Genomic DNA, 26,238 nt, shown 5'->3' on the forward strand with positions numbered 1-26,238 from the left:
GAAGCAACGAAAAGATGCGGGGTAAGCCCGCACCTTGTCATTCTGAAAACACACCGATATTACGGAACTTATTATACCGATCTTCTATAATTGCAGCCGCATCCATTTTACAAAGTGAGTCTAATGAAGTTCGTAACACTTTCCTCATTTCCACTGCCTGTGCTTTCGGATCACGATGCGCACCGCCAAGTACTTCTGGAATGATTTCATCGATAATTCCCATTTCCTTTAAATGAGGGGCTGTAATTTTCATTGCTTCCGCTGCCTGCTTTGAAAGGCTTGAATCTTTCCAAAGTATCGAAGCTGCCCCTTCAGGAGAAATGACAGAGTACGTCGAATTCTCCAACATATGAATGTGATTTGCGACGCCTAAAGCGAGCGCACCTCCACTGCCGCCTTCTCCGATGACAATAGAAACGACTGGCACTTTCAATCCAGCCATTTCGATAAGATTACGGGCAATTGCTTCACTTTGTCCACGCTCTTCCGCTGCTTTCCCTGGATATGCACCTTTCGTATCAATAAAACATATGATCGGACGGCCAAACTTTTCAGCCTGTTTCATTAAACGCAAAGCTTTCCGGTACCCTTCCGGATGCGGCATACCAAAGTTGCGTTTCACGTTTTCCTTCGTATCTTTACCTCTCTGATGCCCGATAACCGTTACAGGCATTGATTCGAAGGAACCTATTCCACCAATGATTGCTGCATCGTCTCCAAATGAGCGATCCCCGTGCAGTTCCATAAAGTCTTCAAAAAGTTCAGCGACATAATCCCTCGTTGTGGGGCGCTCAGGGTGTCTTGCAACTTGTACGCGATCCCACGGTTCCATATTACTATAAATTTCCGTCTCCAAATTACTTAATCTAGTTTTCAACTTGCCGATTTCGTCGGTTAGATCGACTTCATTTGTTGAAGTGAACTCTTCGAGCTCATTGATTTTTTCCCGAAGTTTCACAATCGGTTCTTCGAATGCCAACGTCTTGCTCATATTAGTTTACCTCCCTTACATGCAGCCCAATGAGTTTTGCAAGGGCTTCTGTCAATTCACGGCGATCGATAACCGCATCGACTTGTCCATGCTCTAACAAGAATTCGGCAGTTTGGAAATTGTCCGGCAGCTTTTCTCGTACAGTTTGTTCGATTACACGTCTACCCGCAAAGCCAATCAACGCTTTTGGTTCAGCAATATTAATATCGCCTACAGAAGCGAAACTTGCCGAAACACCGCCAGTTGTTGGATAGGTCATGACGGAAATAAAAAGCAATCCTTTGTCAGCATGTCGTTGTAATGCAACGCTCGTTTTCGCCATTTGCATTAGCGATAATACGCCTTCCTGCATACGTGCCCCGCCGCTTGCTGAAAAAATAATGACAGGAATGCCCTTTTCCGTAGCAGCTTCAACTGCACGGGTGATTTTTTCTCCGACGACCGAACCCATGGAACCCATTCGGAAATGAGAATCCATAATTGCAATTGCAACTTCATTTCCCCCGATTTTCCCGATTCCGGTAAGAACCGCTTCGTTCAATCCCGTCTTCTCTGAATCTGACGCTATTTTCTCTGTATATGATGGGAAATTAAGCGGGTTCTCGGATTTCAGATGGTCGTCCATTGATGTGAATGTATCTTCGTCAAATAGACATTCAACACGCTCCCACGCCGTCATTTTAAAGTGGTGATCACATTTAGGGCAAACTTTCGCTGTTTTCATTAAATCTTTCGTTAAGATGATTTGTTTACATTCCGGACATTTAGTCATAATTCCTTCCGGCACATCGTTTTTCGCATCGGCCGAAGGTATCGTTATTGCTTGCTTCTTCTTCGTAAAAAATTCACGGATCATTCTTTGTTTTCCCCCTCGATATATTCAATCCACCGGTCATAGGCTTGTAATGCTTCCATGACGCTTCCGTCCATTAAATGTTTGAGCATAGCCCTTACAATTTCATTTTCTTTTACTGCTGTCATATGTTCAAACGGAACCTTGCTATATTGTTTCAGTATAAACCAAATTTTCAATGATAATCGGTTATCTGTAGCGACAATCATTTCCCGCATGATATCTTCCCGAAAAACCTCGCCGTCCTCGTCAATCTTCATGAGAATTCCTTCCCAGACAGGAAGTTTACGTTTCTGCTCGTCCTCACAAATTGTTTGTATCGCGGCTTTTTCATGTATGATGCGTGTATCTGTCACATCCATTGCCGATTGAGGTTGCTGCATGACGAATGTTGAGAGAACTTCAACAAGCTGGTGCTTTTTAAAGTCGGCAAGGTATGTCCCTTCGCCTCGACGGGTTTCGATCAGTCCAAGCAGCTCGAGGCTTCTCAATGCTTCGCGGACTGTCGATCTTCCGACTTGCAGACGTTCCGCCAAAACACGTTCAGAAGGCAGTTTGTCACCTGCTTTTATGCCTTCCGCCTTTATCATTAATCTGAGTTCTCCAACGATATCGAGAAACATCTTTGATGATGGTTTTGTATTTTGCATACGGCCGCCCCTCTTGGAAATTCGTAATCCGAGTGGTCTGACCACTACTTGTTATAGCATACAGAAAAGTGATGGCATCGTAAAGAGATTTGTAGGAATTAATGATGAAAAGACAAAAAGAGACATGATTTTACATGTCTCAGGTAATTGGAATACATGGATTTCCGTTCCAGGCAGACGCGTTCCGCGGGCACGGCTTCAATCTCCTCGCCACTTCGTGTCTGCGGGGCTTTCAGCTCGTGCTGTTCCCGCTAGAGTCGCTGCCTTTCACTCCAATCCAGTTGTTATTCTTCTTCAACTTCTAAACCTAAAATTCTCTTTTTAATATCACTACTTAAACCCTTTTAACCTGTTGCACGATCAGTTGTGTTTGGCCGTTGCGTTTTTCCATTGTTCCTGTTACGTGCACCATTGCAAGCTCTTGTAATAGGGAGTTGCTTGTGGCGTATTGTTTTGGGAAGATTGTGCACGATAATTCACCGGTTTCATCTTGAAGTGTTAGGAAAGCCATCGCCTCGCCTTTTTTCGTTCGGATCCGTTTGATTTCCCTTATCATACCGGCAACCTGCAGTACCGATCGTTCTTTTGCATCGGGTACGACTACGAGATCTACGATTGGCTCCATCAATTTCTTTTTCATTTCTAGAGCCGGATGCTCTGATAAATAGAAGCCTAGCATTTCGCGTTCGTACTCAAGCATTGCAAATCGCGGCATCGACCCGCCTGGTGAATACTTTGGCTTGGCAACTGAATAAATAATATCCTGAAGCAAGTCGTCGCCATCGGGACTGACGAATAGGGCATGGTTTCGGGCGGCTTCAATTGAAGCAAGCAACACAGATCGATCTTTCCCAAATTCATCGAGTGCTCCCGCTTTAATAAGAGGGATGATTGTCTTTTCGGTAAAATGTGTACCGCCGATTGCAGCTGAAAAATCGAATAGCGTTTTCCAACCTTCTGAATTCCGTGCGTCTTTCACGATATTATAAAATGACGGGGTCACTCCTTTGATCGACCCTAATCCGATTCGAATGGACCCTTTTTCAACGACGTGTGCGTATTTGCTTTTTTGGATGGACGGTGGGAGAATTTCAATGCCTTTCCGTCTAATTTCATTAATATATTCCATCGTTTTTTCTTGATTGCCAGTGGCCATCGACAATAACGAAGCGTAGAAATAAGCCGGCGCATTCGCCTTGACGTATGCCAATTGGTAGGAAATCAATGAATAGGCCACCGCATGGCTTTTCGGAAATCCGTAATCGGCAAACTTAACAATCAAATCATATATTTCACTTGCGGAACGTTCTGGAAAATTGTGCTGAACTGCACTTTTGACAAAATGCTCTCTCTCCTGGCGAAGAACTTCACGCTTCTTCTTGCTGACTGCCCTTCTTAACAGATCCGCTTCCGCCATTGTAAAACCTGCAATTTGAACAGCGATTTGCATGATTTGCTCTTGGTATACGATAATTCCTGCAGTCTCCTTAAGAATCGGCTCCAACTGAGGGTGTAAATATTCAATTTTCTCCTTATTGTTTTTTCTTCGGCTATATAATGGGATATTTTCCATCGGACCAGGACGGTATAAAGCATTGATTGCATACAGATCACTGAATTCATCAGGTTTAATAAGCCTTAATGCATCTCTCATGCCATCTGACTCAAATTGGAAAATCCCTGTCATGTCACCTTTCTTGAAAAGTTCAAAAGTTTTCGAGTCGTTTAAAGGAATGTCTTCGAAATGAAATGTCTTTCCCGTATCATATTGAATCATCGAGCGTATTCGATCCATTAATGTCAAATTGCGCAACCCGAGGAAATCCATTTTCAACAAGCCGATTTCCTCCACATCCCCCATCGCCCATTGCGTCAAGAAAATATCGTCTCCGCTATTTTGAAGAGGAACTGTTTCGACTAACGGTATCGGTGACAAAATGACGCCTGCAGCATGTGTAGAGGCATTCCTCGGCAGCCCTTCCAACGTTTTCGCTGCCTGTAGCCATTTAGCACGGACAGGGTCCATTGCAACCCAGTCTTGAAGCGCTTTAGATTTGTTAACAGATTCTTCAAGCCTTTTGCTATGTCCTTCTTGAATTTGTTTAGATAAGAAAGACATTTCTTCATTGGAAAAGTCAAATACACGTGCAACGTTTCGTGCTACAGATTTGGGCGACAGTGTACCGAACGTGATGATCTGAGCAACATGAGCTTTTCCGTATTTTTTTGCTACATATTCAATAACTTCAGAGCGGCGGTTATCGGCAAAATCTATGTCGATATCCGGCATCGTAATTCTGCCGGGATTGAGGAACCGCTCAAAGATGAGTCCGTATCTGATTGGATCTACATCTGTTATGCCAAGGGAGAAGGCGACGAGCGATCCAGCTGAAGAACCCCTTCCTGGGCCAGTCAGTATCCCATTCTTTTTTGAGAAACGCATGAAATCCTCAACGATAAGAAAGTAATCGGAAAATCCCATGTTTTCAATGACTTGAAGCTCTTTTTTGAGTCGATCATAATAAACTGGACTCACTTTCTCTAGCCGATGGAGCAACCCTTCCTCGCAATTCTTTTTCAGCAAGGAAGCTGCGGTATGTCCTTCCGGAACGGGAAAGGCAGGCATTAATGTGCGACTTGGAGGCAATTTCGCATCACAAGATAACATGATTTCAGCCATATTTTCGATCCATTCCGGACGATCGGAAAACCATTGTAGAATTTCTTTCTCTTCTGGCACATGGGCATCATAAACATCCATTTTTGGACGAGCTGGATCATTGAGCTTATAGCCGGACCGGATTGCTGTGGCCACTTCAAAAGCGAAAGCATCTTCTTCGGTAATATATCTTGATTCGTGGTAAGCGGTAATGATTGTCCCCGTATCTTCGGCTATCTTTATAATTTCATTCTCGGCAATATGCTTTACGCTGCCTGGCCGTGAAATGCCGATATAGACCGTCCTGCAAGCTTTTCGGATTATCTCGATCGTGTCGTTTCCTCGGCTCTCATCCCATGAACGATCGGTCAATGGGCATATGATAATACAACCCTCGCTATACGCTTGCAACCATTTCAAAGGCAGCGTTTCCTGTTCCCTCGTCGCCATCGCACTGCTTATTTTAAGAAGATTGCTATAGCCTTTATCATCTTTAGCATACGCATATAGCAAAATGTCTTGGCCATCTTCCAGCTCCAACCGAATGGACAATCCAATGACAGGATGGATGCCGTACTTTTCCATTACCTTGCAAAATGAACGAACACCATACATTTTCGAATTGACGATTCCAACAGATCTAGCCCCTCTCCTTTGCAGAAGCGGGGCCAGATGGTCTAATTTTATAATGCCGCGCAGCAGATCAGCGCCGGTCACAATTTGTGGATAGACAAGTACCAATGAAAATCCCTCCGAACCGTTACTTCTCCGCACATAATTTTTTCAATTTACCAATGACCTCATCCGCTTTTTCCCAAGAATAAATTGAAGCCCCGGAAGCGAGCGGATGTCCTCCTCCGTCATATTCGGCAGCGAGTTGATTGATAATAGGTCCCTTTGAACGTAGTCTGACACGGATTTGATCGTCTTCCTCGACAAAAATTACCCATGCACAAATCCCTTTCACATCACCGAGGGAACCGACAAGTTGGGACGTCTCACTAGCAGTGACGTCAAACTTTTCCAGAATCGATTTGTCGATTTTTATGAAGGCTGCCCCATTTTCGTCAATGGTGAATTGTTGATATATATATCCTTTTAAATGGAGCAATCTGCGGTCTTCTTCATACATTTCTGCATATAACTTCGTACGATCAAAGTCGTATTTGATCAAACTACTTGCGATTTCAAACGTCCTTACAGTTGCACTCGGGAAAAGGAATCTGCCTGTATCTCCCACAATGCCAGCAAAAAGTAAACGGGCGCACGCATCAGACATTTTCCATCCGAAATGCTTTTCACCTTCTTCAAATAAAAGATAAATCATTTCTGACGTGGAGCTAGATTCGGTATCTACCCATCTCATATCTCCATACGGATCTACATTCGGATGGTGATCAATTTTTATAAGAAAGTCGCCCTTCTCATAATATTCAGCGTCAATCCGCTCCGTATTGCCGGTATCGGTCACAATGACAAGCGCATTTTTGTATTCTTCAGGCCCTATTTCATCCTGCACCGCCAAATACGTAAGCAAGTTATCATGCATGCCTGCAGCGTACACTTTCTTTTCAGGATAATTTGTTTTTATTAACTCCTTCAAGCCGACTTGCGATCCGTATGCATCAGGATCTGGGCGGACATGACGATGAATGATGATTGTTTCGTATTGTTCAATTGTGTCGATGATTTGTCGTTTCAATTTGGGATTCCTCCGGTTTTCAATGAATTCTGTTCGCATTCCTAGAAAAAAGCCGCTACAATGAAAGAAGTTATTTGATGGAGGCTCTTTTATGAAAACGCTCAATTTTATACTAGTTTTTCTTATTGTTGCATCAGGCGTCTACTATTTTTATTTTAAAACCCGCCAATTCAGAACTAGTCGAATGTTCCCAATCCGTAAAAAGTATTTCGCAAGCAGGGCTGGAGCATTTCTTGGCGGTCTTCTATTCTTTTTCGGAATCAACCAGCTTTTTCTTTTTGAAGGTGTTGCAACGTATGTCGTTTCCGGTCTTTTTATCGTCTTCGGCGCCTATATCATTTTCTTTAATAGTAGAGCTGCAAAGCATTATAAACAATTTATCGACGAAGAGACAAAGCTGAATGAAAACTGATGCGACTTCCGCATCAGTTTTTTTATTTTAACTATCATCTTTCGAAAAGCTGATACATGACCATTGCTTTAGCAATCAGCTCCGAATCCGAAAAAAGATCGAAGTCCACTTTAACGAACCTCCGACTCATATGCAGAATCCTCGGCTCTACCGTGACAGTATTTCCGAGCTGTACATGCTTAATGAAGTAAATTGTCATATTTTCCGGGACGCTTTCTCCACGTTTGTGCATTTTAATTGCACGATTTCCAACGTCCGTCAACAATGTCGTCAACGCACCGTATGAAAGTGATCCTAGTTGGTTTGTCATTTGGGGAACGACAGTAAATTCTACATTTTGCGGCTGATCAGACATGGCTTTCATTTGGTTCTTAACGATATCATCGATTTTTTCCCCTTGCTGCGGCTGCCTTTGTGTCATTTGAAATGCCTTTAGTACATCTTGGCGGCTAATGATTCCTTCGAGAATTCCACCATCAGTCACAACAGGCATTAAATCAATGCCCTCCCAAATCATGCTATGCCCTGCGGAGGCTACGCTCGTTTTGCCATTCACGGTAATCGGATGCTGTGTCATCACTTTCTCAATGAGATCCATCCCTTGCTTTCCAACTGCATCGCGGGAAGTAACGATTCCGATCAATTTCCCGTTCCGATCGATGACGGGATATCCAGAATGCGCTGTTTTCCGGTTCACTTCATTGAAATGTGCCACAGTGTCCTTCGGCGAAAAAGTGATCGTTTCAGAAAGCGGAGTCAAAATATCTTCCACAAGAAGAATTTCCTTTTCAATCAATTGATCGTAAATCGCCCGGTTTAGCATCGTCGCAACCGTGAATGTGTCGTAACTGGATGATATGATGGGCAAATTCAATTCATTTGCAAGCTTTTTTGCCTCATCGGCAACATCGAATCCTCCCGTAACAAGAACAGCTGCGCCTGCGCTTAAAGCAAGCTCGTGAGCCTTATGCCTGTTTCCGACAATTAATAAACTGCCTGCGTCTATGTACCGTCTCATATCATCAAGCTGCATCGCCCCGATGACGAATTTCGTCAATGTTTTATGAAGACCATCACGTCCTCCAAGTACAACTCCATCAACGATATTGACGACTTCGGCGAATGTCAGCCTTTCGATATTCTCTTTCTTCTTCTTTTCAATACGGATTGTGCCAACACGTTCGATTGTATTGACTAGCTTTTGGTTTTCAGCTTCCTTTATCGCCCGATATGCCGTTCCCTCACTGACAGATAGTGCTTTGGCAACTTGGCGGACGGAAATTTTTTCGCCGACGGCCAACCCTTCAATATAGCGTAATATCAGCTCATGTTTTGTCGACATCTTTTCACCTTTTTCTCTTTTTACCTGCTCCTATTTTATCATACATCGGAAAGAATAGTGATTGCAGGAAGACCGAGACAGTTAATTCATTCAGCGGTAGGAAAAACCGACCCGGCGTTCTAGCTATCCGGATCGGTTTCTGTTTTAAAATTCGATTGACTCCCCAGCCTTCATTATCTTTACTTCATGAGCCGTGACGAGTTCTTTAAATGTTTGCGGATTTTGCCTGATCGGCGGAAACGTATCGTAATGGATTGGCACGACAAGCTTCGGATTCAGCAATTCAACTGCCTCTGCAGCATCTTCCGGACCCATCGTGAAATTATCGCCGATCGGCAAAAACGTGACATCGATGGAATGACGCCTTCCGATTAATGCCATATCTCCGAAAAGTGACGTATCTCCTGCATGATAGATCGTCTTTTCTTCTGCGGTGAATAAAATTCCGGCAGGCATCCCAGTATAAATGATTTCATTTTGATCAGTCGTATAGGAAGAGCTGTGGAAAGCCTTCGTATATTTCACTGTTCCGAAGTCAAATGTGTATGAACCTCCAATGTTCATTCCATGGGTATTCAAGCCTTGCCAACCTAAATAGACAGCAAGTTCGTTCGGTGCAACGATGAGCGGGTTACATCGTTTCGCTATTTCCATCGTATCTCCTACATGGTCATTATGACCGTGTGTCAGCAATATCACATCAGGTGTCTGAGCGGAAGCATTCAAATCCGTCAATTCATTTCCAGTGATAAACGGATCAATTAAAATCGTTTTTCCTTCAGTTTCAATTTTCACGACAGAATGCCCGTGATAAGAAATCTTCATTTGCATATCCCTCCAAATCTGTTCATACATACTGTTTCGATATCTAGCCGGTAAACCCTCTTTTTTGATATGATAAGTGTGTTGAAATAGGAGGGATAAGTTTGGATAAAATTAACGAAATTAAAGAGTACTTGCAGAAAAATGATGTAGATGCGGCATTCGTTACAACTCCGGACAACGTTTTTTATGTTTCGGGATTCCGCAGTGAACCGCACGAAAGACTATTAGGTGTCATGATTTTTAAAGAAGCGGAACCATTTGTCATTTGTCCGCTCATGGAAGTTCCTGATTTAAAGGCATCTGGGTGGACATCTGAAGCTGTCGGACATCAGGATACAGAAGACGCGTGGGAAGTTCTTGCTTCTGCAGCGCAAAAAAGAGAAGTTTCTCTAAAAAACATCGCCATCGAAAAATCGCATTTAACGGTGGAACGGTTAGAGCGGATGGAACAACTTTTCGAAAGCGCTTCTTTCCAACGCCTTGATGAACAATTGAATAAAATGCGGAACATTAAAAGCGAGGAAGAGCTAGTGAAACTTCGAAAGGCAGCGGAGTTGGCGGATTATGCAATCGAAGTCGGCTGCAAGGAAATTGCGGAAGGCAAAACCGAGCTCGAAATCCTAATGGCAATCGAATTTGAAATGAAGAAAAAAGGCGCGGAAAAAATGTCTTTCGATACGATGGTGTTGTCCGGGCCCAAAACTGCTTCCCCACACGGAACGCCGGGTGACCGCAAAATCCAAAAAGGTGATTTCATCCTGTTCGATCTTGGTGTCGTTTACGAAGGATATTGCTCAGATATTACAAGAACTGTCGCATTCGGCGAACCATCCGAAAAACAGCGTGAGATTTATGAAACCGTCAAAAAAGCGGAACAGGCAGCAATCGATTTAATCCGACCAGGAGTCAAAGCACGCGATTTGGATAAAGCCGCTCGCGATGTCATCACTGATGCAGGTTACGGTGAATATTTCACACATCGTCTTGGACATGGGCTCGGCATTTCCGTCCATGAGTTCCCATCTGTTACAGGAACGAATGAAATGGAACTTGAAGAAGGAATGGTCTTCACTGTTGAACCAGGTATTTACCATCCAGAAATAACTGGAGTCCGTATTGAAGATGATGTTGTTGTCACGTCTAATGGTGTTGAAGTGCTTACGAAATTCCCGAAAGAGCTGCAGATCATCGAAGCATAAAATTAGAAAAACGCTGTCCGAATTTTGTTTCGGACAGCGTTTTTATTATTTGCTTAATAGTGTTTCAGCCGGTACATACTCCAAGCCTTGCGCTTCTGCAACAGCTTTATACGTAACATGGCCTTCCAAAGTGTTAACTCCTTTTTGCAATGCAGCGTTATCCAAGCAAGCTTGCTTGTAACCTTTATTCGCAATTTGTAATGCATATGGAACTGTAACGTTCGTCAATGCCATTGTCGAAGTGCGTGGAACAGCTCCTGGCATATTCGCAACTGCATAGTGTACAACACCATGTTTTTCATAAGTAGGGTTATCGTGAGTTGTCACGCGGTCAGATGTTTCGAAAATTCCGCCTTGGTCGATTGCGATATCGACAAGTACTGAACCAGGCTTCATCGATTTTACCATCTCTTCAGAAACCAATTTCGGCGCTTTAGCACCTGGGATCAATACACAACCGATTACAAGATCGGATTCTTTGACAGATTCAGCGATATTGAATGGGTTAGATACAAGCGTTTGAATGCTATCGCCAAACATTTCATCCAATTGGCGAAGACGGTCTACAGACAGATCAAGCACAGTCACTTTCGCACCCATGCCGACTGCGATTTTCGCCGCGTTCGTTCCTGCTTGTCCTCCGCCGATCACTGTTACTGTTCCGCGTGAAACGCCTGGGACTCCAGAAAGAAGGATTCCTTTTCCTCCGTTGATCTTTTCAAGATATTGCGCACCGATTTGAGTCGCCATACGTCCTGCTACTTCACTCATCGGAGCTAGCAACGGCAAAGAATTGTTCACTTGCACAGTTTCATAGGCAATCCCAACAACTTTGTTATCTAGCATAGCTTTAGTCAATTCCAGTTCAGGAGCTAAATGTAGATAAGTGAAGAGGATAAGACCTTCACGGAAATAACCGAACTCGGAAGCAAGTGGTTCTTTTACTTTCATGACCATTTCAGCTTCCCATGCCTCTTTCGCAGTCGCTACAATTGTCGCACCTGCTTCGATATAGTCTTCGTCCGTAAAGCTGGAACCAAGACCTGCACCAGTTTCAATTAACACTTCATGGCCTGCAGACTTTAAGTTGAACGCACCCGCAGGTGTCATCGCCACCCGATTTTCGTTATTCTTGATTTCTTTTGGAATCCCAATACGCATTTCTGATCCTCCTAAATATATGAAAATTAGTTGGCCACAAATCGACATTTCGACAATAGCCAATGTACTGTCAATTCTATCAGATGTTATACAAATTTGCTCTCTATATTGATGATAAACAAATTTTCAGATTCATTATGTATTAACTCATTCCTTTTAATTAAAAATAGACAGACCTTTTTTCCATGTTTTTTATAAGATGGAGAGGGAATATATATAAATGAGACTGTCACATTTCAGTCAAATTCTTTATGCCCAATATTGATTTTATTAGAAATGGAAAGGGTTTTCCGGAATTTCATCGAAGTTAGTAATTGTAAATATAATCTACAGGATGGAGTGAATGGAATGGTATTAAAATACGATCAAATTATCGTAGCTGTGGATGGATCGAAGGAATCCAGATGGGCGTTCAAAAAAGCAGTGGGCATCGCGGAGCGGAATGATGCAACTTTGAACTTGGTGAACATCATCGATACTCGATCTTACGCGGCAGTCGAAGCTTACGATCGATCCATCGCAGAACGGGCTCAGAAATTCGCTGAGGAATTGTTGAATGAATATAAGCAAGAGGCCGAAGCAGCTGGTTTACAGAACGTAAATATTGTCGTTGAATACGGTTCGCCGAAAACGATGATTTCACGCGACCTATCCAAGAAGCTCGGAGCAGATCTCATCATTTGCGGAGCGACCGGCTTGAACAAAGTGGAACGCTTCCTAATTGGCAGCGTGTCCGAAAACATTGTCCGCTCATCCGCTTGTGACGTACTTGTCGTCCGCACTCCCGAAGAAGATTAATATGCAATAGAAGAACCTGCCCGACAGTAGATGGACAAGTTCTTTCAGACTGTAGACAAACTCTGGAAAGTTTGTCTACAGTTTTTTTCTCTTACAATGGAGTAGTTATATTCGTCCTATTATATTTTGAGTTATTCAGATAATCCCTTTTAAGGAACCCCATGAAAACAACATCATGCCATGCGCCATTCCGATACAGTTGCTCCTTCAATCTTCCTTCTTCATCAAATCCGAGTTTTTGATATAAATTTATCGCACGTTCATTGAAGGAAAACACCCTCAAAACCACCTTATGCAAATTTAACTCTTTGAAGGCGAATTCTATTAGTAGCTGGAAAGATTCTCGTCCAAACCCCTTGCTCCAGTAATTCTTATCTCCGATGTCAATGATGCACTCAGCGTTACGGTTTGCAAAATCGATGTTAATAAGTGATGTGATGCCAATGGGTTTACCAGATTTTATTTCCTCGATGATATAACTCTTTGAAGTTGTAGATTCGGCTATACTGTTAATGAAGCTTTCCGTGTCGGCCAATGTAAAAACATCTAGAGACTGGCTCGTATAATGCATCACCTCTAAATCATTTCTCCACTCATGGTACGTAGCGGCATCTTCCCTGGACAGTTTCCTTAATCGAACTCTTTCCCCTATAAAAAGCATCGGAAAAACTCCTTTTCATTTTTATTGATCGAATGAAATTCCCTATTTCTCAATCTATTTATGTTCCAACAAGCTATATAAAAGAGAATCGTGCCAGCCATCTTTAATCATTAGATCCTCACGCATCCTGCCTACTTTAGAAAAGAATCTTTTTTTACGTCATAATCTCTCCAGTAATCCAGCCTTTAATAAACACTTCTTATGAGGAAGCAACCCAAGTTCTACTATCATCTTCGTGGTTCCATACATAAATATCATCTGTTGGAATCGAGCCATTTGCTATTCTGTAGCCAAATAAATCTCCGCAGCCATTATCCGAAAAAAATAACAAGTGATTGAATGGCATGTAAATGTCCTTATAGTCTTCAAAATTTCTAAAAAACAAATTATCCTCCACTACCCTAGAGATTGACCATATTAACGGGCAACCGAAACTGTCAAACACTCCATTTGTTTCTCTATATAATTCCATTAACTTTTCGGATACTCCAACGCCAAGCTCCTCTGCAACTTGATGCATTTCACTTTCAGACGCCGATGGTTTGTAGGAGTAATCACCACTTGATAGCGCGCGAATATAATCGATCCACATTCTTGCCACACATCCTTCAATACGCTTTCTGCCTATTTTTCAAGCGATAAAAGATCATTCTTGATGACATCTTTCTTACTCATCATTCATCAGCCAACTGCGGCACGCCAATCCTCGATCATGATAAGTTTCCCGTTCCACATCTATTTTGACACTGTTGTTATAAGGCCCTGCATTCGTTTTGAATAGCGTTTTTTCATCTACCTAATCCAGTTGGATATTGTCATTTGTATCATTATAATAAATTATTTTCTTATAACCTTCTCTTTGTTAATTCCACCCAAACATTAAACCCACCCACTGCCCCCCCGTATGGCTCATAATAAGCACTAACCGAATCAGCTTTACATTTTCACTTTCGCCTTTGGATTTCAAACCATTATGATTTTGACAAGACACTAACTGCAGCAAACAGACGATAAAAATAGTCATAGGATGGCCTTTAGTGAATAGACACAACTTCTTTTTCTGGAATTGCGCCGGATTGTGGCTTATTGCAAAACTCTTTTAAGGATTGAAATATTTTCCGTTAGAAATGAAGCGTGTTTTTCAATTCCACGGCGTTGACACCAGCCAATACTATTAAAAGCATCTGTGAATTGATAGAAAGGCAACACAACTTCTAAATCGATTAGCGGTCTTATCGTGTTATAGCCTTCTTTATAGGACTGATCCAATTTAAGATCGAAGCTTAGAAAATCACGGTGCAGTTTGGTGAAATCAATTTCTGTTGAGCCGAAACGTACGCTTTCAAAATCAATTACCCCTGACACCTTATCTTCTTGAACAATTATATTCGCTGGACGAAAATCCATATGTATAAAGCTCGGACCATCAGCAGGCGGAAGCTGTCGTTTCATCGTTTCGAATTGTTCAATGGCCAGTCTATATAAGGTCTCATCTAGAACTTCCTTTACATCTTCAGCAAAACTATAAAATTGGCTTTCTACAAAACATGACCAATCCGGAAATTCATCTTGTATGCCAGTTAACTGTGATGAAGGCGGTTGAATTTGGTGCATAGTGGCATGAAGGACCCCTACTTGAAACGCTATTGCCGGTGAATTCTTTTTCGTTAAGGGTTGGCCTTTTAATTCAGATAATAAAAATGCACCCGGACACGTCTCATCGCCAGGCCAATAATCCAGCATCTTAGGAATGGAAACTCTATCTTTTAAGATCTCATAGGCTTCCAACTCTCGCTTACACTTCAATTTTGTGTACGGTATTTTTACAAAGATATTTTCCCTATTTACCAAATTGCATTTGTAAACTGTGGAACTATGGGAATCTTCAACCTCATTAATTGATATCACATTCAAATCGAATTGTTGAATGACTCGTTTTAACATCCAACCCCTCCTATTCTGTAAAGTGTTTGGCTGCAATATGGCCCGATTTTAGAGTATCGTTGTATAGCGAATACGCCCATGTACCTTAATTCATCAATAGTGAATTTTATATACAATTCCATATTATCACAATTAAATCTTTTCTAAGGAAAGATATTCAAAAATCCCTTCCAATCCACAATAGGATCAGAAGGGATTAACTTGATAATTCCATTTATGATTCAATTTTCGAAACTGCATTGTGAAGGCTCCGATGACTGAAGTAATCTCCGTTACGAAGAACGACGTTTTCGAGCAATGTTTAATGCGACCCTAAAGAAGCGAAAGCGCAGGGTCGAGTATGACGTTCTACGGAAAGCATCCACCAAAAGCGTAAATCAGCAGCTTATTTAATCATCGATCCAATCATCAATCTGTTCAAGGAAGCGGGACATTGCAATCTTATCCGACATATTTGGTACCTTGGACAGCAAAACATCCGGAGCGGATTTCATTTCTGCGTACGGCTTCTGTAAGATGAAGATGCTTTTTTCATGTGCAGCGCTGCGGAATAAGGAAGCCGGCAATTGAAGGACTGCTCGGATGACCGCATTCTTCTTCAAATAGCGGTGAAGCTCCGCTGATTGATCGGACTCGAAAAGGGATGCAGGCGTCAGGAATATTGCATAGCCGCCTTCCTTCAGATGGTTCATCGATTGTTCAATGAACAGATGATGGGAGAACGCATGCCCTTCAGCTGGCATCATTTCAAAGTTGAGTGCATTGTCATCATCCGGATAAAAGCCAACCGGAAGATCACAAACGACTAAGTCGACCGGATCCACAAGTAGTGGACGTAATGCGTCCTGGATGAAAAAGCGGACAGGCTGTTCTAAAAGATCTGCAGTGACAGCGGACAATCTGACTAACAGCTCATCTATTTCCACAGATGTAGCGGTGACGTTATCACCGATTGCATTCATGACTGTGAAAAGCAAATTGCCTGTCCCTGCAGCCGGGTCAAGCAACGTCACTTGTTCTTTATGTTGCATGAGCTTGTTTGCGAAATGTCCAATTAGCATACCGATAGCATCGGGTGTCATTTGATGATTCGGCTGAGCATTCTGCTTCATCCCTTTCAGGACAGCTAGTTGGATCCCACGCCGAATTTCCTCTTTTGATACAGTCGGGGACAAACGCGGCATTGTTTCGCCTGAGAGCCATTCATTACAAGCATCAATGACAGCTTCTAAATATAGATCCTCTTTTTTCGATTCTGCATATTCATTTAAAAATGTAAAGATAAGTTCTGTATTTGTTGCCATTATTAATCCCTCTAATCCCAAGTATAACTTCATTGAATAAGGTGTGTAACGGTAAGGCGGCCCACCCGTTTCCGAGTGGGCCAGCCAATTATTTAGTCAATTCTTTTATAGCCGCTATTGCCTTTTCATAGTCTGGGTGATCCGTTCCTTCACTTACGTATTCAACATAAGCGATTGTATCATCCTGATCGACAACGAAGACGGAGCGCGCCAATAGACGAAACTCTTTCATAACGACGCCATAGGCTTCTCCGAATGAAAGGTCACGATGGTCTGACAATGTCTGAACGTTGTTGATTCCTTCCGCTCCACACCATCTTGCTTGTGCAAAAGGTAGGTCGACGGAAATCGTAAGCACTACCACATCGTCACCAAAAGAAGTTGCTTCTTCATTGAATTTACGTGTCTGCTCTGAACAAACACCGGTGTCAAGTGATGGTACAACGCTGATCAAACGGACTTTCCCTTTCGAATCATTCAGCGTGACCGGTTGTAAATCATTGGATAGTACTGTGAAATCTGGAGCTTTGTCGCCTACTGTTACTTCTTTTCCGAGCAATGTGACCGGGTTTTGTTTAAAAGTTACATTTACCATGAAGACGCCTCCTTCTCATTTCAATTCATTCTACTAAACAATTGTTCCCGCATGCAACTCTTCGCCCTTACGTTCCTGTCTAGTCTCTATGACTTCTTTTTCAAATGCCTGTTCGTGGATAACGTATGTGTCTGCAAACAGGTCATGCAACGCTTCCTTTTTAGGCATAAAAACAACGAGCAAATAAGGGATTGTAAGAAGCTTTGAAATGAATCTGCCGATCACTTCCCTGAACAAGATTGTTCCCCAAGTGAGTCTCTCGCCATCTTGCCTGACGACTTTTATGCCTAAAATCATTTTGCCGACAGTCTGACCTGCAATTTTCGTCATGAAAGCGAAATAGGCAATAAAGAGAATGAGGAGCGTTACTTTGTACGGGCTGAATAACAGAAATGATGGATTGGATATTTTAATATCAAACACCCTGAAGATCGGCTTGATAAATATACCGCTAATCGATGAAACAATTAGCAAGTCGATGATATATGCCCAGAATCGTGTCCAGAAACCTGCAAATTTCGGTCTGAATCGCTCCGTCCGGATGATTTCGTAATCAGGAAGGCGACTCGGCTCAGGATTGTCATACATCGGCTGGTTCTGTTCAATATAATCCGTCATGCCTAATCCCCTCCTTATTTTTCACCATATAAGTACATCATCCGTGGTGCATCATAATCCGATAACAATTTACCGATCAACTCAGATTCCATATTACGACCGAAAAGATTCCCGACTTCGACTCCGAATAATGATCCAATGCTCTCCATTGGCGCATATTCAAAGACGGTTGCGTTTTCCAGTTCGTAGTCTGCTTTCATCGCATCGATGACATCCCCCATCTTGCCGAAATCATCAGCAAGACCGGATTCGATTGCCTGCTTCCCATTCATAATTCTGCCATCCGCGACCTTTTTCACTTGGTCCGTAGTCATATTGCGCCCTTCTGCAACAATCGCTACAAATCGCTCGTATGAATCATTGATCATTTCCTGTAGCATATCATGCTCTTCTTGTGTCATTTCACGGGAACCGCTCATGATGTCCTTGTAAGGACCAGTTTTGATCGTATTAAAATCAATTCCATACTTTTCGGCTAGCTTAGCATAATTGACGCTTTCCATGATGACACCGATGGAACCAGTAATCGTTTCTGGGTGAACGAAAATCTTTTCTGCCGGTGCGGATACATAATAGCCTCCAGATGCGGCCATTCCGCCCATTGCTACATATATAGGAATTTCCCTATCGTTTTGGATTGCTTTGATGGCATCGTAAATATCCGAAGATTCCACTACGCCTCCACCAGGTGTGTTCACTGATAAGACAACGCCTTTTATCGTTTGATCGTTCAGGATATCATGAAGCTGGGACATGAATAATTGGTGGTTATATCCACTTGATGCGAACAAGGAGCTGCCAACGTCTTGAATAACTCCGTCCAATGTTAGGACTGCAATTCGATCCCTTCCTTTTCCTTGTTCGATGACGACTTCGCTATAGCCCGCATTGCCTGCCGCCATTTCTTCCATGAAGCCGCTGAAATCTCTCGTGAATAAATACGAAAGTGAGTTAATGCCTATCGAAATGAATATAAGCACTGCAGCTACGATGATTGCAATCCATCGTTTCATTGCCATTATGTAATTCCCCCTTCTTTCTTGCACCATTGTATACGTTCATGTCTTAAAAACGTTTCATTTCACTTTGAAGTTTCATGTGCACTCCTTTTTGTAGAAACCGTTTCAAATACTTTAGAAACAGTGAAGAGAATTAGCGCAGCCCAAATTAATGAAAATGACAACATTTCAACACCGCCAAACGACTCTTTATATATGACGACTCCTATGAACAGCATCAAAGTAGGTGCGATATATTGTATGAACCCCGCCACATACAAAGGAACCATTCGTACACCTTGCGCATACATGACAAGCGGAAGCGCAGTTGCAATTCCCGTAAGGATGAGAAGGATATCCGTTTTTATATCTACTTGTAAAAACGCGGCTTGACCTTTCATGAAAAGAAATATGTAATAGCCGACTGCGAATGGTGTAATGAATAATGTCTCGATTGCCAATCCGCGAAGAGCATCCAATTTCACGTTTTTCTTAATAAATCCATAAATCGCGAATGTCATAGCAAGACTTAAAGCGATCCATGGAAACTTGCCATATGAAACAGTTAAGATGATGACACCCGTAAAGGCTAGTAAGAATGCAATTTTCTGCGAAGAAGAAAGCTTCTCCTTCAAAAAGAAAATGCCAAGCAACACAGAAACGAGAGGATTGATATAATAACCTAGGCTCGTTTGCACGATGTAATCGTGATTGACCGCCCATATGTAGATGAACCAGTTAGAGGTGACTAGCACGGATGCGATAAATAGGCTCCAAAATTGCGACTGGCTCTTCCATAGATTCCGGACATCATTTACAAGCTGCCTTCCATTTCTCATGATTAACACAGCAAGAAACGTGAAAATGAATGCCCACATAATCCGCCCGGTTAGAATTTCGTCACTTTGTACATGTTCAAGATGCTTCCAATAAATCGGCATGAATCCCCAAATGAGAAAGGATCCGACAACCCACAGGATACCACTTTTTTCAGACTGCATTCAGGCACCCTCCTTTCGAATAGGACAATTATAGTCCTTCCTAAACTATTCGTAAACCCGCAAAGAAAAAAACCGCCCTTGCCTTCACAGCGTTGGACGGTCTGCTAAAATCATTTATTTTGCTCCAATCTTCTCAATTCAACACGCATGATTTTTCCTGATGCCGTCTTCGGCAGTTCCGAGACGAATTCAATTTTACGTGGGTATTTATATGGAGCTGTCAACGTTTTCACATGCTCTTGCAATTCTTTTACAAGACTTTCGCTTTGCTCCATTTCGGGATTGCGCAAAACGATGAACGCTTTTACGACGCTGCCCCGCACTTCGTCAGGGCTGCCGACGACCGCACACTCGCGAACCGCCGAATGTTTCGTCAACGCATCTTCGACTTCGAACGGTCCGATTGTATATCCGGAACTGATAATAATGTCATCACCGCGTCCTTCAAACCAAAAATATCCGTCTTCATCGAGTCTCGCACGATCTCCCGTCACGTAATATTCGCCTCTAAATTGCATTTTCGTCCGTTCAGGATCATTCAAGTACTCTTTGAAGAGTGCTGGCGTAGATACGTGAACAGCAATATCCCCCACCTCTCCAGCCCTTACCGGCATCCCTTCTTCATCAATAATATCGACTCGATTCCCCGGGGTCGGTTTTCCCATCGAGCCTGGCCTTGCTTCCATCCCTATCATCGTTCCGACAAGGAGTGTATTTTCCGTTTGTCCATACCCATCTCTAACCGCTAGACTGAATGTTCTTTCAAAAATATCGATTACTTCCCTATTCAACGGCTCGCCAGCTGATACTGCACTTCGAAGTGAGGATAGGTCATAATCCTGTAAATTTTCAGCTTTGGCCATAAACCGATATTCGGTTGGTGTACAGCATAGTACATTCACTTCGAATTTCTTAATTAAATCCAAATATGTTTTTACGTCAAATTTTCCGTTATATACAAGGCCAGTCGCCCCACTTCCTAAAACGGATAGGAATGGAGACCAAATCCATTTCTGCCATCCCGGCGCCGCGGTCGCCCAAACGACATCTCCTTCCTTTATGCCAAGCCAGTTTGGACCAGCTGTTCGCAAATGCGCATAAGCCCAAGCATGTGTATGGACGACTCCTTTCGGTTTTCCTGTAGTCCCTGATGTGTATGAAAGAAACGCCATATCTGTAGACTTAGTAGCGGATGCTTCAAAATTGGAGGAAGCTGAATCCATTAACTGTGTCAATGATTTTTGGCTTTCGCATGATTGGCCAATTACAAACAATTGAACACCTTGTAAATTATTCACTGTTTCAAACTGGTCCATGAATGATTCATTAGCGACAATCGCTTTTGCCTGACTATGTTCCAATCGATATTCAATATCAGAGGAGCGGAGCATTTCAGAACTTGGAATGACGACAATTCCCGCCTTCAATGCGCCGATATACGTTATATACGCATCGATGGTCCGTGGAACCATTACGAGGATGACATCCCCTTTCTTCAAACCGCTTTCTACAAACACATTTGCCGCTCTATTCGCTGAGGCCATTAATTCATCATATGTAATTTCCTGTTCCTGACCGTCTGAATTAACGTAAATCAAAGCATTTTTTTCGGAGCCTGTTGCATACTTTTCAAATTCGGAAACGAGATTATAATCCTCCGGTGCCAGTAATTCTTCACGATTCATCTGATCTCCCCCTTTTATGTATTACTCAATTATACAAACGTCCCGTGGGAAATTCAAAACATATTCACATTTCTTTCAGTTATTTGAATAATCTATCCCTTCTCCGTCAAGACTGGTGTGTAATGAAATAAAGAAAAACTGCCCCGGAAATCCGGGACAGCTTTCATAAACTCGTTATTGTTGGTAACCCTTCATTTGTTGTTGGGCTTGACGCACTAATCGCTTAGTAATTTCTCCGCCGACGGATCCGTTGGCACGCGATGTGGAGTCTGGTCCAAGGTTTACACCAAATTCTGCTGCGATTTCGTTTTTCATTTGGTCAAGAGCTTGTTGTACCCCTGGAACTAGGAGTTGGTTTGAGTTGCCGCTGTTGTTGTTCGCCATGTCGTTGTCACCTCCTTGTGCATATAGAATGGACCGTTTCCGGAAATTCATGCAGGAGGTATTATGGTAATAATTTCTTTATTTTAAAGAAGACCCTCGAATTCATCCTTCTCTTGCTGTTGCCACACTTCGATGATCTCCCTATTTTGTACCGCTTCCTCAATCAAAGGTTGGAAATCAAAAAAGCTTTCAAAATGTTGGACTTTCTCGAGCTTCGGTTTTGTTTTTGGATTGCTTGGGGTAAAGATTGTACAGCAATCCTCATATGGCCTGATTGAAGTTTCGTACGTCCCGATCTGTTGTGAAATCTCAATTATGTCGAGCTTATCCATTGCGATTAAAGGTCGCAAGATAGGTGTTGCGGTCACTTCGTTTATCGCAGTTAAGCTTTCAAGCGTCTGACTCGCAACTTGTCCGAGGCTTTCTCCCGTAACAATTGCCAAAGCACCGATCTCTTCTCTTACTTTATCTGCGATTTGCAGCATCATTCTTCTTGTCGTCGTCATCGATAAGTTATCAGGCACCTGCTGGACGATTGCTTGCTGCAATTCCGTGAAAGGGATGACATGGAGACGGACCGGCGCTCCGAACGAGCATAGCTTTTCGGTCAAATCTATTACTTTTCGTTTTGCTAATTCGCTCGTATATGGAGGGCTCGCAAAATGGATTGCATCAATGGAGACGCCGCGTTTCATAAGTAAATAACCTGCTACCGGGCTGTCGATCCCTCCGGAAAGCATAAGCAATGAATGTCCATTCGAACCAACAGGCATGCCGCCTGCCCCTTTATAAACTTTTGACGTAAGAAAGGCTCCTTCTTTTCGAATATCGACGAGCAGCATAATATCAGGCTTTTTCATTTGAACAGTAAGCTCGGGAAAATGATGTAGTACATGTCCACCGATTGCCTGTTGCAATTCTCCCGTAACATATGGGAATGTTTTGTCTGCCCGCTTTATCTCTACTTTAAATGTTTTGCCCTCAGTATCTTCGGTACCGATCACTTCGAGTGCTTTCTTTTTAATGGCATCTAGATCCGCTTCACACATAGCAACCGGGCTAAATGACTGGATGCCAAATATATGCGGCAAGCGTTCAATCGCTTCCTTCATATCCATCTCATTATCTGCAAGCAAAAACATTCGATCTCGTTCAGCGCGCAACTGAACAGATTTCAAATCGGTCAAGGCATCTTTTATATTATTTTTTAATCTGCGAACGAATTGGTTTCGATTCCGTCCCTTTAAAGATAATTCACCGTATCGAATTAAGATCTCTTTCCATTCCATCAGTTACATTCCCCTCTCAATCAAATCCATGAAGCTTTTTAGCACTTTTATAAATTCATTTATTTGGTCTTTTGTATTAGTGTTGCCGAAACTTATACGAATGACCCCGTTTTTAAACTTATTTTCCAATCCGATTGCTTCTATAACATGTCCTGCATTTTTACTTTTTGATGAGCAGGCGCTTGAAGTTGAAATGATAATGCCTTGCTCTTGGAAGTAGTTCACAGCAACTTCTCCCTTGATTGATTTGAATGCAAGGGATAAAATATGCGGCGCTCCATAATCCGGTGATAGGACCCGAATATTTTCATATGGTCGGCAAACTGCTATCAGCAAATTTCGCCACTCTCGGAAATCTTCTCTCTCCTCTTGAACAGAGCTGATCCTCATCGCCTTAGCCATTGCTACCGCATTCGGAACTGAAACGGTTCCGCTTCTCAATCCATTTTCCTGACCACCGCCAAAGTTGATGGCAACCGGTGTAACGCCTTTTTTCAAAATTAATGCACCAGAGTTCTTTAACCCATTCACTTTATGTGCTGACAAGGTGATGGCATCCAATTGAAGTGAATCCATATTGACTGGCAGCTTTCCAAAACTTTGAACACAATCAGCATGAAAAATTGCACGGCTTTTGTTTTTAATAATTTCCGCGCATTGTCGGATTGGTTGAATCGTGCCAATTTCATTATTGACGTGCATGATACTAATGAGAATAGTTTCTTTTTTCACCGTCTTCTCTAATTCATCAAGCGAGATGCGACCTTGGGCATCAACCGGCAGGTAATCAACTTCGAATCCACTTTCCTCCAATTTTCGGCATGCGTTCAAAATGGAAGGATGCTCGATTTGCGTCGTGATTATATGATTTCCTCTTCCTCGATATGCTTCAGCGAGACCGATTATTGCCAAATTATTTGCTTCCGTGCCGCCTGATGTTAGTATGACTTCACCGCTTTCATTACCAACAAGGCTGAGCATTTGCTCTTTTGAGCGCTTTAATAAAACTTCGGTTTCCCTTCCGTATATATGCAGCGAAGCTGGGTTCGCGTAATATTTCATATTTGCCGCTATGAAAGATTCAAGGACACTTTCATCAGGCTGTGTCGTTGAGCTGTTATCAAAATAAATCATATAGATTTTCCTTTCTTTTCTTCGCCAATGTTCAGCTTTTCCCACTGTCCAGCTTCAGACGCTAGACGCTCGGGTCATAAGCCAAAGCTGCTCTGTGGCATAGAGCGCCACGATGCATCTTTGGCTTATGCCTGAGGCCGGCAGGAAGCCGGTCATGCAGTCGTTGCCGCAGGAAGCGGCGTACTTAGACTGCGAACCTATGCTGGGCAAGCGCCTTCAGCTTTTCCCACAACAAAGCCACCTGCACTCATTATGCTGGTGGCTTGTCATTGTCATTCAACATTAGACTTGTTCTTTCAACATTTCTTCAATTCGCTTCATTGCACCAGGTTCAACGGCTTCTACAGCCGTTGCAGCTTCTTCCAGTGCTTTGGCATAACGGAATTGCCTAAAGGATTCTTCTGCATCAAGCAAACGTTCATGCATCTCCAAATTTGATGCGCGATAACGATTTCCGTATTGGATGATTCGTTCAACAAGCATGACATTTTCCAGAAGCTCATCTACTTTTTCATTCACTTCTTTTACAGCGGTTTCTGCATTTGCCAAATAACTTTCAGCGACTGATATATTCAACGGGACTTCCTGCAAACTTTGACTTACAAGGAATAGCTGCTCCTCCGCTTCCTCAAGCCGAGCATCCATTTCATCAGGGATTCCCGGAATATTTCCACGGTGAAGCTTCCGATCCGCGTTTTGCAAGTCCCGCGCAAATTCGTTCAGTTTGTTTCGAACATTGTTTTCGTCAATCCGAAGATTTTTCATCCGATTTGCAAGACTTTCTTGTTCCTCGGCAATTTCTTCAAGCTCATCAGCAATCCCTTTCAGTTCAGTTTCCATGAATGAATAAGGGGATTGCTCTTCGGCCATCATGACCTTCAACATATCATGACGTTTTTGGATTGTCTCCAACCTTTTCAAGCTTGATTGCGGTAATTTCGCTTCTTTTTCATCTAGACGATAACTCTGTTGGACATAGACCGCCTCGTCGGATGTCTCCTTCGTCAATCTTATAATGGCTTCCAACGATTCTTCGATGTCAGCAAAATGATAATCCACATAATGCTTTGCATTCACTTCGTTCTCCAAGGAATCATAGAAAGCATCAATGCGATCATTCATTTCCATAACATTTTGCCTTACCGTATCAATGTCAAGTTCAGCCATCTTCGTTAATTGTTCCCCGATAGCTCCCTCGATTTCATGTAATTGCGTCTGCAAATCAAGATGTGCCAAATTATAAGATTGCTCTTCCATTTCTCGAATGCCGTTCCGCAATTCTCTTATGGAGGCAGGAATCTTGTTTTGAAGCTCCGTCAGCAAAGAAGGTATTTCATGAATAAGTGTCGATAACCTTTCCCCTTTCGAAGACAAGGTGATGACGATTTCACGGGCAAGGAGGTAGTTCCCATTAGCCGTTAATTCATCATATTCCTCAAATTTAGGGGTGAATGATTCAAGCTCCTTTTCTAATGGAGTGACAGTCATCCCGTACGAGTGCTGATGGGCTAATATTGTTTTCCGTGCTAATCGATATTGCTCGCGTAAGTTTTCGATTTCAATCCTGTTCTTTTCCTCACTGCCGATCAATTCGTTCAGCTCTTCCAAAATGTCATTTTTCCTTTTATCACATTGGCGGATTTTTTCTTGGATTTCTTTTTCGATCACTGTCGCTTTTTTGAAACGAAACCGATCAATTAAGTCTTCCGCGTCAAATAACATGGAATCAATTTTAGGCATATGTACGTCGACGACTTCTGTCCATTCATTTCGCCATCTTTCGAACTTCTCTTCTGTTTCGCCTGTCATATTCAATTGTTTAACCTTCATCATCTCTTCAAAAATCGGCTTGTTTTGAATTTGCATCTTTTCATGTTCTAGTTTATTTATTTCGCTAATATGTTTACGCCTGAATAAAAAGGCGATGGTAATAAGCACAAGTAGAACAATAATTGGAATGATGAAATATTTCACCATTGTGATCCCCCTATTCCGAAGTCACTGAAATGAACTTTTAACCACTATTTACAATA

At 42.5% G+C, this 26,238-nt stretch carries 24 protein-coding genes; 3 read left to right on the forward strand and 21 right to left on the reverse strand.

Features of this window, described 5'->3' with window-relative positions; genetic code table 11:
• Positions 1-37: 37 nt before the first annotated feature.
• From ACTHPA_RS15205 to ACTHPA_RS15225, 5 genes are all read right to left on the reverse strand, one after another.
• Positions 38-991, reverse strand: coding sequence for an acetyl-CoA carboxylase carboxyltransferase subunit alpha (locus ACTHPA_RS15205; RefSeq protein WP_440501369.1), 954 nt, complete (start codon positions 989-991; stop codon positions 38-40).
• Between the two features lies 1 nt (position 992).
• Positions 993-1,847, reverse strand: a complete 855-nt coding sequence (accD, locus tag ACTHPA_RS15210; protein ID WP_440501370.1) for an acetyl-CoA carboxylase, carboxyltransferase subunit beta — start codon at positions 1,845-1,847, stop codon at positions 993-995.
• Entirely contained in the window at positions 1,844-2,494 is a 651-nt protein-coding gene (locus ACTHPA_RS15215) for a FadR/GntR family transcriptional regulator (protein ID WP_440501372.1), read from the reverse strand. Before ACTHPA_RS15215 ends, accD begins: the two co-directional genes overlap by 4 nt.
• A 334-nt stretch (positions 2,495-2,828) precedes the next feature.
• The gene (locus ACTHPA_RS15220; protein WP_440501374.1) at positions 2,829-5,894 is read right to left on the reverse strand and encodes a DNA polymerase III subunit alpha; all 3,066 of its coding nucleotides are present in this window, start codon (positions 5,892-5,894) and stop codon (positions 2,829-2,831) included.
• Between the two features lie 19 nt (positions 5,895-5,913).
• A complete protein-coding gene (locus tag ACTHPA_RS15225; protein ID WP_440501375.1) occupies positions 5,914-6,855 on the reverse strand; it encodes a DHH family phosphoesterase in 942 nt (313 codons plus the stop codon).
• 91 nt (positions 6,856-6,946) lie between these two features.
• Here ACTHPA_RS15225 and ACTHPA_RS15230 point away from each other — a divergent pair, with 91 nt between their 5' ends.
• A complete protein-coding gene (locus ACTHPA_RS15230) occupies positions 6,947-7,267 on the forward strand; it encodes a YtpI family protein (RefSeq protein ID WP_440501377.1) in 321 nt (106 codons plus the stop codon).
• A 34-nt stretch (positions 7,268-7,301) separates the two neighbouring features.
• On the opposite strand, the gene ACTHPA_RS15235 is transcribed toward ACTHPA_RS15230, so the two are convergent.
• Both ACTHPA_RS15235 and ACTHPA_RS15240 read right to left on the reverse strand, forming a co-directional pair.
• Positions 7,302-8,609, reverse strand: a complete 1,308-nt coding sequence (locus ACTHPA_RS15235; protein ID WP_440501378.1) for a DRTGG domain-containing protein — start codon at positions 8,607-8,609, stop codon at positions 7,302-7,304.
• A gap of 144 nt (positions 8,610-8,753) precedes the next feature.
• Positions 8,754-9,434, reverse strand: coding sequence for a metal-dependent hydrolase (locus tag ACTHPA_RS15240; RefSeq protein WP_440501380.1), 681 nt, complete (start codon positions 9,432-9,434; stop codon positions 8,754-8,756).
• Positions 9,435-9,535: 101 nt separating this feature from the next.
• On the opposite strand from ACTHPA_RS15240, the gene ACTHPA_RS15245 reads away from it, so the two are divergent.
• Positions 9,536-10,633 (forward strand): M24 family metallopeptidase, encoded by a 1,098-nt coding sequence (locus tag ACTHPA_RS15245; protein ID WP_440501382.1) that lies wholly within the window; start codon positions 9,536-9,538, stop codon positions 10,631-10,633.
• A gap of 45 nt (positions 10,634-10,678) precedes the next feature.
• On the opposite strand, the gene ald is transcribed toward ACTHPA_RS15245, so the two are convergent.
• Complete coding sequence (ald, locus tag ACTHPA_RS15250; protein ID WP_440501385.1) at positions 10,679-11,794, reverse strand: alanine dehydrogenase; 1,116 nt, start codon at positions 11,792-11,794, stop codon at positions 10,679-10,681.
• Positions 11,795-12,142: 348 nt separating this feature from the next.
• Between ald and ACTHPA_RS15255 the strand changes: the two genes are divergently transcribed.
• Complete coding sequence (locus tag ACTHPA_RS15255; protein ID WP_440501387.1) at positions 12,143-12,592, forward strand: universal stress protein; 450 nt, start codon at positions 12,143-12,145, stop codon at positions 12,590-12,592.
• Positions 12,593-12,683: 91 nt separating this feature from the next.
• On the opposite strand, the gene ACTHPA_RS15260 is transcribed toward ACTHPA_RS15255, so the two are convergent.
• The 13 genes from ACTHPA_RS15260 to ezrA form a co-directional block, all read right to left on the reverse strand.
• The gene (locus tag ACTHPA_RS15260; RefSeq protein WP_440501389.1) at positions 12,684-13,253 is read right to left on the reverse strand and encodes a GNAT family N-acetyltransferase; all 570 of its coding nucleotides are present in this window, start codon (positions 13,251-13,253) and stop codon (positions 12,684-12,686) included.
• 199 nt (positions 13,254-13,452) lie between these two features.
• Entirely contained in the window at positions 13,453-13,845 is a 393-nt protein-coding gene (locus ACTHPA_RS15265) for an SMI1/KNR4 family protein (protein WP_440501390.1), read from the reverse strand.
• A 491-nt stretch (positions 13,846-14,336) separates the two neighbouring features.
• On the reverse strand, positions 14,337-15,197 hold the full coding sequence (locus tag ACTHPA_RS15270; RefSeq protein WP_440501392.1) for an aminoglycoside phosphotransferase family protein: 861 nt from the start codon (positions 15,195-15,197) through the stop codon (positions 14,337-14,339).
• A gap of 389 nt (positions 15,198-15,586) precedes the next feature.
• Positions 15,587-16,501, reverse strand: coding sequence for a class I SAM-dependent methyltransferase (locus tag ACTHPA_RS15275; protein WP_440501394.1), 915 nt, complete (start codon positions 16,499-16,501; stop codon positions 15,587-15,589).
• 88 nt (positions 16,502-16,589) lie between these two features.
• Positions 16,590-17,096, reverse strand: coding sequence for a thiol peroxidase (gene tpx / locus ACTHPA_RS15280; protein WP_440501396.1), 507 nt, complete (start codon positions 17,094-17,096; stop codon positions 16,590-16,592).
• Positions 17,097-17,129: 33 nt separating this feature from the next.
• Positions 17,130-17,714 (reverse strand): RDD family protein, encoded by a 585-nt coding sequence (locus tag ACTHPA_RS15285; RefSeq protein WP_440501397.1) that lies wholly within the window; start codon positions 17,712-17,714, stop codon positions 17,130-17,132.
• Between the two features lie 14 nt (positions 17,715-17,728).
• Positions 17,729-18,733, reverse strand: a complete 1,005-nt coding sequence (gene sppA, locus ACTHPA_RS15290) for a signal peptide peptidase SppA (RefSeq protein ID WP_440501399.1) — start codon at positions 18,731-18,733, stop codon at positions 17,729-17,731.
• Between the two features lie 62 nt (positions 18,734-18,795).
• Positions 18,796-19,713: an EamA family transporter RarD gene (gene rarD, locus ACTHPA_RS15295; protein ID WP_440501400.1), complete on the reverse strand. Its 918-nt coding sequence runs from the start codon at positions 19,711-19,713 to the stop codon at positions 18,796-18,798.
• 110 nt (positions 19,714-19,823) lie between these two features.
• A complete protein-coding gene (gene mbcS, locus ACTHPA_RS15300; protein WP_440501401.1) occupies positions 19,824-21,398 on the reverse strand; it encodes an acyl-CoA synthetase MbcS in 1,575 nt (524 codons plus the stop codon).
• 174 nt (positions 21,399-21,572) lie between these two features.
• Positions 21,573-21,782 (reverse strand): small, acid-soluble spore protein, alpha/beta type, encoded by a 210-nt coding sequence (locus tag ACTHPA_RS15305; RefSeq protein WP_381446212.1) that lies wholly within the window; start codon positions 21,780-21,782, stop codon positions 21,573-21,575.
• A gap of 83 nt (positions 21,783-21,865) precedes the next feature.
• The gene (thiI, locus tag ACTHPA_RS15310) at positions 21,866-23,071 is read right to left on the reverse strand and encodes a tRNA uracil 4-sulfurtransferase ThiI (protein WP_440501402.1); all 1,206 of its coding nucleotides are present in this window, start codon (positions 23,069-23,071) and stop codon (positions 21,866-21,868) included.
• A 3-nt stretch (positions 23,072-23,074) separates the two neighbouring features.
• Positions 23,075-24,205 (reverse strand): cysteine desulfurase family protein, encoded by a 1,131-nt coding sequence (locus ACTHPA_RS15315; protein ID WP_440501403.1) that lies wholly within the window; start codon positions 24,203-24,205, stop codon positions 23,075-23,077.
• Positions 24,206-24,487: 282 nt separating this feature from the next.
• Positions 24,488-26,182: a septation ring formation regulator EzrA gene (gene ezrA / locus ACTHPA_RS15320; RefSeq protein ID WP_440501405.1), complete on the reverse strand. Its 1,695-nt coding sequence runs from the start codon at positions 26,180-26,182 to the stop codon at positions 24,488-24,490.
• Positions 26,183-26,238 lie beyond the last annotated feature (56 nt).

The sequence above is a fragment of the Sporosarcina sp. SAFN-015 genome, assembly GCF_051966875.1.
In the GTDB taxonomy this organism is placed as follows: Bacteria; Bacillota; Bacilli; order Bacillales_A; family Planococcaceae; genus Sporosarcina.